The organism is uncultured Methanobrevibacter sp. (assembly GCF_947169325.1).
Classification (GTDB): domain Archaea; phylum Methanobacteriota; class Methanobacteria; order Methanobacteriales; family Methanobacteriaceae; genus Methanocatella.
In genome coordinates this window covers 1-7,211 of record NZ_CAMVPN010000100.1, presented here as the reverse complement: position 1 = coordinate 7,211, position 7,211 = coordinate 1, and the positions used below count along the sequence as shown (strand labels likewise).

9 protein-coding genes and 1 pseudogene are annotated in these 7,211 nt (G+C 38.6%); all 10 read right to left on the bottom strand.

The features are described 5' to 3' along the window. Window positions 1-157 (bottom strand): annotated as a pseudogene (locus tag Q0W26_RS10675) (50S ribosomal protein L44e); the annotation flags it as partial. Window positions 158-395: 238 nt separating this feature from the next. Then, entirely contained in the window at window positions 396-1,271 is an 876-nt protein-coding gene (locus tag Q0W26_RS10670; protein WP_298525080.1) for a hypothetical protein, read from the bottom strand. Window positions 1,272-1,328: 57 nt separating this feature from the next. Continuing rightward, complete coding sequence (pcn, locus tag Q0W26_RS10665; protein WP_298525077.1) at window positions 1,329-2,063, bottom strand: proliferating cell nuclear antigen (pcna); 735 nt, start codon at window positions 2,061-2,063, stop codon at window positions 1,329-1,331. Window positions 2,064-2,132: 69 nt separating this feature from the next. Next, complete coding sequence (gene trpA / locus Q0W26_RS10660; protein ID WP_298525074.1) at window positions 2,133-2,906, bottom strand: tryptophan synthase subunit alpha; 774 nt, start codon at window positions 2,904-2,906, stop codon at window positions 2,133-2,135. Then, entirely contained in the window at window positions 2,899-4,083 is a 1,185-nt protein-coding gene (gene trpB, locus Q0W26_RS10655) for a tryptophan synthase subunit beta (RefSeq protein WP_298525072.1), read from the bottom strand. The genes trpA and trpB overlap by 8 nt, the downstream gene beginning before the upstream one ends. Continuing rightward, window positions 4,080-4,679: a phosphoribosylanthranilate isomerase gene (locus Q0W26_RS10650; protein ID WP_298525069.1), complete on the bottom strand. Its 600-nt coding sequence runs from the start codon at window positions 4,677-4,679 to the stop codon at window positions 4,080-4,082. Before Q0W26_RS10650 ends, trpB begins: the two co-directional genes overlap by 4 nt. Next, window positions 4,672-5,448: an indole-3-glycerol phosphate synthase TrpC gene (gene trpC / locus Q0W26_RS10645; RefSeq protein ID WP_298525066.1), complete on the bottom strand. Its 777-nt coding sequence runs from the start codon at window positions 5,446-5,448 to the stop codon at window positions 4,672-4,674. Before trpC ends, Q0W26_RS10650 begins: the two co-directional genes overlap by 8 nt. A 5-nt stretch (window positions 5,449-5,453) precedes the next feature. Then, window positions 5,454-6,461 carry an anthranilate phosphoribosyltransferase gene (gene trpD / locus Q0W26_RS10640; protein ID WP_298525060.1) on the bottom strand — a complete coding sequence of 336 codons (1,008 nt, stop codon included), beginning with the start codon at window positions 6,459-6,461 and terminating at the stop codon, window positions 5,454-5,456. Then, window positions 6,458-7,042 (bottom strand): aminodeoxychorismate/anthranilate synthase component II, encoded by a 585-nt coding sequence (locus Q0W26_RS10635; protein ID WP_298525057.1) that lies wholly within the window; start codon window positions 7,040-7,042, stop codon window positions 6,458-6,460. Before Q0W26_RS10635 ends, trpD begins: the two co-directional genes overlap by 4 nt. Beyond that, window positions 7,039-7,211, bottom strand: a 173-nt coding sequence (locus Q0W26_RS10630; RefSeq protein ID WP_298525083.1) for a chorismate-binding protein, incomplete at its 5' end; no start/stop codon positions are given. The genes Q0W26_RS10635 and Q0W26_RS10630, both read right to left, overlap by 4 nt.

Below are 7,211 nucleotides of genomic sequence, written 5' to 3'. Positions count from 1 at the left end.
GCCTTGGATAACCTCTGTAACCAGCAGTTACACGTCTGAATTGTCTTTGTCCCCATGTTAACTCACTAGCTTTCCTTTTTTTAGCAGTGTGAACTTCGTGTACTGTGTGTCTTTTACAGTGAGGACAGTATGTTCTTTTTTCTTTTGGTATTTTCATTTTTTCACCGTTTTTTAACACTTAAAAGTGTTTAATTAATAAATCATTGTCAACCCATTCATGAATTTATCTAAACTATGGTTTAATCAAAAAATATTAGAGATTAAGACTGCTATGTAACGCATCAAGTCTACAAACAGCAAAAATCCAAATTATATAGAATATAATTTTTTAGTATCACAAATAGATATGTTCAAATTTATGTTTTACAAGTTATATAAAGTTAATGGAAAAATGCCTATATTTTAACTTGACGACCTTTTCTGTTTTTGAAAAATATTTTTGCATTTACCATCGGCAGGGTAACAAGATCCTGTGGCCTGAACGGACCGTAGACCCTCTCATCAACACCCATGATAGGTCCGATTTCATCAAAAACAAGCATTGTAACCAATTCAGTATCCTTGGCAATTTTTCTTGATTCCAAATCAAAAAATTCATCGTCAACATTGACTGCGTTTGGATTATCTTCAATATTGGTTGGCTTTGGTTTTGGAATTGGCATTTCCTTTTTGGCCTGATTGATTTGAGATTTGATGACCTGCCTTTCAATAGGCTCCGGCTTTTCATCGACAATGACTTCAGCATTTTTAATCTCATCTAGCCTGTTTAAAACCTCATCATCGGTTTTTGTAGTTTCACGAGGTGAATCCAAAGTATTGGTTTGAGGCTGGCTAGGCTTAACCGCCTTATGCTTTTTGTCATCCTCATCCTCAGAGAGTTTTTCAAGAGAAATGTTTCCCCTGTGGTTCTTCAATGTCTCAATTAAGGAATAATAGAACTTTTCCTCTTCGGGAGTCAAGTTAAGAGGAGTGGTGTCGACCAAGTCGAACTGAGGCTTTCCTGTGAAAAGATGATATGACCTGTGGATATTGATTACTGCAGCTTCGGAGATTTTCCTTTCACGCCTTTCACAGATATCTGTAGCAATCATCTGGGCATTTTTAAGCACACCATGAACATTGGAAAATGGATCTTGCATAGCGTCCTTTCTCAGGCTGTCCAAGTACTCATGAATATCGTTGTAAAAGGTTTCCTCTACACGAGCTAAAGTACCGTTGTTACGTTCCTTCTTTTGAACATTACGTAAAGTTTGATAAAACTGGTCGTCCACTTAATACCATCTCTAAAAAATCGTTAAAATAAAAAAAGAAGATAAACAAATGAAAATCTATTCATCTGTTTCTAATCTAGGAGCAAGCAAGAAACTGAGCTTACCGTCACCGGTTACCATGTTAAGGGTTAAGCTTAACGGCATATCGGTACCTAAACCAATTTCAGCTTCCTCTGAAAATTTATCCGCCTTGAGCATTTCTCTAATCTTATCCAGGGAGAACAATGATTTTGCATGTTCACTGATGTTTTCTCCGTGGAGATATTTGATGCTTGCATCACCGAATTCACCGTCAGCAGATGCTATGAAGTAATCTTCATCGACTTCAAAGGCAATCTTATCTGAAAAGATGTCAATATCGTTGATGGAATCTTTCAAGATTGAGAAACGTACTTTAAATGATGTTGGATGTTCGATTTGAGGTGGAACAGGGTTATCATATTCCATATCAATTAATCTAATTTTGAAAGTTCTTGTTGCATCTCCTTCAAATGTAATGATGAAATTGCCTTCATCGACAGACATCAAAACCCTGTCCTGGGATTTTGCACGTTTGAGAACTCTCATGAATTCATCAGTATCAATGTTAATTTTTTCAGGAACATCACAAAGATATTCATCAAATAAACTGGATTTAAGTTCCAAATGTACGAAAGTTATATGACTGCGGTCTAAGGCATCTAATCTCATGCCTTCACTGTCAGTTTGGATTTGAACTTCATCAACGATTGATGAAATCGCATCAAAACTGGTTTTTAATATACTAGAATCACTTAATTCTGCTTTAAACATAAATAATCCTCTAATCAATAATGTTTTTATATTTATTTTTTCTATATAATAAGTTTATCTTTTTTCAAATCATTCATTAGCTGCCTTCTTCATGGCAGAAACATATTCTTTTAAAGCATCCTTTGCATTTTGGCCATGTTCCTCAATTATTTTGACGATTGCACTGCCAACAATAACACCATCTGCAATTTTACCAATTTCTGATGCCTGCTGAGGAGTATTTATTCCAAAACCGACCGCCAGCGGCAAATCAGTAACGTCACGAATGTCTTTTAAAATGGCATTCAAGTCTGTTTTAATCTCAGAACGCATTCCAGTGACTCCTAAAGATGACACGACATAAATGAAACCTGTTGCATCGCCTGCAATCTTTTGAATTCTTTCCTTTGAAGTTGGAGCGATAAGTGAAATCACATCAACCCCATTTTTCCGTGCAATGTCTGCAATCTCTCCCTTTTCTTCATAAGGCAAATCCGGAGAAATTATTCCGTCAACCCCCAGTTCGGCACATCTTTTGAAGAATTTTTCATATCCGTAAAAGAAAACAGGATTGATATAAGTTAAAAATACCAATGGAACATCAGTTTTGGCTCTGACCTGCCTTACAATGTCAAACACATCATCGGTTGTGGTATTGTGCTTTAAAGCCCTTACATTAGCATCCTGTATGACAACACCCTCAGCCATAGGGTCCGAAAATGGAATTCCGATTTCAATCAAATCACATCCTGCCTCTTCCATTGCCAGAATGTATTCCACAGTCTTTTCGCAAGTCGGATCGCCTGCAGTCAAAAATCCTATGAATGCCTTTCCGTTTTTGAATGCATTAGGTATCTTACTCATTTAAATCAACTCCCCTATATTGTGCAATTGACCGAACGTCCTTATCCCCTCTTCCGGATAGGCAGATCATGATTATGTCATCCTTATCCATTTCAGGAGCAATCTTCATTGCATGCGCTACTGCATGAGCACTTTCGATAGCCGGAATGATTCCTTCCATTCTTGAGAGGTATTCGAATGCATCCACAGCTTCCTCGTCATTAATTGGGACATATTCCGCTCGGCCAATATCCCTTAAATAGGCATGTTCAGGACCGACTCCAGGATAGTCAAGGCCTGCTGAGACGGAATATACCGGAGCAATCTGCCCATAATCACCCTGATTGAAAATGGATTTCATTCCATGAAATATTCCTATTTTACCGTTGGTGAGAGCAGCCGCATTATATGGAGTATCAACGCCCTTTCCTCCGGCTTCACAGCCTATCAGTCTGACCTCTTCATCATCAATGAAATTATAAAACGCTCCCATCGCATTGCTTCCTCCACCTACACATGCAATGACTGCAGTTGGAAGTTTTCCTTCCTTGTCAAGGAATTGCTGGCGGGCTTCCTTACTTATGACTGCCTGAAAATCACGTACAATCATCGGAAAAGGATGCGGACCCATTGTGGAGCCTATAACATAATTGGTATCATGGACTCTTGCAATCCAATCCCTGAATGCGTCATTTACTGCGTCCTTTAATGTTTTAGTTCCTGACTTGACCGAATGCACCTTGGCACCAAGCAATTCCATCCGATAAACGTTCAAGGCCTGCCTTTCAGTATCCACTTCACCCATGAACACTTCGCATTCCATATCAAGAAGCGCTGCTGCAGTGGCGGTTGCAACTCCATGCTGCCCTGCACCGGTTTCTGCAATAACTCTTGTCTTTCCCATTTTTTTAGCAAGCAACACCTGACCTAAAACGTTGTTGATCTTGTGGGCGCCAGTGTGGTTTAAGTCTTCACGCTTCAAATATATCTTGGCGCCTCCAAGGTCTTCTGTCATTCTTTTAGCATAATACAATAAGGATGGCCTTCCGGCGTATTCCCTTAACAATGTATTCAATTCCTCTACAAATTCAGGGTCGTTCATGTAATGATGGTACTGCTCTTCAAGATACAGCAATTCATTCATTAACGTTTCTGATATGTACTGACCGCCGTATTCACCATATCTCCCGTTGTTCAATTTATAACCTCCATAATCTCTTTAATTTTATTTTCATCCTTAAATCCATCAGTTTCCAGGCTTGAACTTAAGTCAACAGCATAAGGATTGAATCGTTCAATAGCCTCTTTGACATTGGTTGAATCTATTCCTCCAGCCAGGAAAAATTCCTTTTTCAAATCAGATTTAATCAACCGCCAGTCAAAGGTTTTGCCGCTGCCCTTTCCACTGTCAAAAAGCAAATAATCAACTTGTAAACAACTATATTCTTGCAGATTTTTGTCTTCAGACATTTCAATAGCCTTGATGATTTTCAATTCGTTATTAGTTCTTTGCTTTAAAACATTAATATACTCTTCACTCTCATCGCCGTGAAGCTGGGCGATTTCAATTATGCCCTCGTTGAATAGTTCAATGATTTCATCATGGTCTGCATCAACAAAAACCCCTACAGAAATGATATCTGAATCCAAATTATGTTTTAGTTCAGCTGCAAGTTCATGTGAAACCTTCCTTTTTGAATCGGCAAATACAAAACCAATATAATCCGGTTTGTACTTATTTACGATGTTAATGTCATCCAGGCGCCTGATTCCGCAGATTTTAATCTTAACCATTTTTCAACTCCAAAATCATGGTTTTTTTATCTTCACTTTTCATTAAAGTTTCACCAATTAAAACAGCATCGACATCATTTTCCTTTAATTTCCTTACATCTTCCGCTGTTTTAATGCCACTTTCAGAAATAAATACGACATCTCCACTTACACATCTACGTAGGCTGATACTATTTTCAATGTCTACTGTAAAATCATTGAGATTCCTATTGTTGACTCCGATTATTTCAGCACCAACTGTTAGTGCAGTCATTATTTCATCGCCGTCATGAGTCTCGACAATGGCAGAAAGGCCCAAATCATGTGCCAGATCCAAAAATTTCTTAAGTTCAACAATAGATAAAATAGATACTATTAACAAAACGCAGGAAGCGCCCAATAGCTTTGCTTCCCAAATCATGTATTCGTCAATGACAAAGTCCTTTCTTAAAATCGGAATGCTGACATTTTCTGCAATCTCTTTTAGATAATCATTGAATCCCTTGAAAAAGTAGGGTTCGGTTAAAACAGATATTGCTGATGCACCTGCATTTTCATATTCCTTTGCAATTTCAAGATAATCAAAATCCTCAGCAATCAATCCTTTTGATGGAGAAGCCCTTTTGACTTCAGCGATTATTGAAATCTCATCACCGCCTAATGCTTTCTTGAACGGGAACTCCTGAGTGATTTCCAATTGCCTGACTTCCTCCTTAAGCTCTTCAAGAGATTTCTTCTCCTTTGCTTCAGCTATTCTTTCCTTGGTTTTAGCAACAATTTCATCCAACATAATAATCATCTGTTTGTACATTCTATAAATCTTTCAAGCTGTTTTAAAGCTTTTCCGGAATCGATTATTTCCTCTGCCAGTTCAACACCTTCACGCAATGATTCGACTTTGCCTGCAACATATAGTCCTGCAGCGGAATTCAGTAAAACCGCATTTCTTTTTGGTCCTTTTTCCCCTTTAAGAATGGACAATGTGATTTCTGCATTTTCCTTGGCATCTCCTCCTACAAGGTCCTCTTTTGATACCATTTCCATGCCGAAATATTCCGGTGAAATCTCATAAGACATTATTTCGCCATCCTTAAGTTCGCATACTGCAGTTTTGTCGCTTGCAGATATTTCATCCATTCCGTCAAGCCCATAAACTGTCACTGCGGATTTTACCCCCAGGTTTTTTAAAACTTCTGTTAGAGGTTCTACAAGTTCCTTTTCATATACTCCCAGAACTTCCATTGATGCTCCTGCCGGACTTGTCAGCGGCCCCAGGATGTTGAAGATTGTCCTGATTGACAATTCCTTTCTTACTCCTGCAACATATTTCATTGCAATGTGGTAGTTTTGGGCAAACAGGAAACACAAATTGATTTCCTTCAAACATTTCAGGCTTTTTTCAGGATCTATATTAATGTTGACGCCCAATTCCTCCAATACGTCTGCCGCACCGCATTTACTTGATGCTGACCTGTTTCCGTGCTTGGCGACCGGAACTCCTGCTGCGGATATGATGATTGATGAGGTTGTGGATATGTTGAACGTATTGGAGCCATCACCGCCGGTTCCTACAATCTCCAAAACGTCTTCGTCATTCAGTAACCTTACACAATGGGCCCTCATGGCTTCGGCTGAAGCTGTGATTTCATCAATTGTTTCACCTTTCATTGACATTGCAGTCAAATATGCACTCATCTGAACTTCACTTGCTTCACCGCTCATGATTTCATCCATAGTCTGATATGCCTCATTATAAGTTAAATTTTCATTCTTATATACCTTTAAAATAGCTTCCTTAATCATAAAATCCCTCTATCCACCTTTTCTAAAAAATTTCGTATAATAGTTAATCCATCAGGAGTTAAAATTGATTCCGGATGGAACTGCAATCCATAAACATTAAAATCCCTGTGTTTGACGGCCATGATTTCACCGTCATCCTTCGCCTTGGATATTATTTCCAGGCAATCCGGAAGGGTATCCTCAACCAGACTCAATGAATGGTATCTTCCAACGGTTATTTCGCTTGGAAGGCCTTTGAAAATGAAATCATAATCAAGAGAAATCTTTGAAGATTTTCCATGCATCAGTCTTTTGGCATGGGACACTGTGCCTCCTAAAGCCTCACAAATTGCCTGATGGCCCAAGCAAACTCCCAAAATCGGAATTTCATCATGGAACTGTTTAACAATGTCAATGCAGATACCTGCATTTTCAGGTTTTCCGGGGCCCGGAGACAATATTATCGCTTCTGGATTTAGTTTTGCAATCTCTTCTGGAGTAATTTTATCGTTTCTAAAAACTGTGATGTCACTGTTGACTTCTCCAATCAACTGGAACAGGTTATATGAAAAACTGTCGTAATTGTCAATCAATAGAATCATTCTAATCCCCCATCTGCAATTTCAAGCGCATTAATAACGGCTGCGGCCTTATTCATGCACTCATCAAATTCATTTTCAGGAACGCTATCTGCAACTATGCCTGCTCCTGAGCGTATGAAAACCTTATTGTTTCTTGCAAATGCTATTCTGATTGAAATGCATGTGTCAA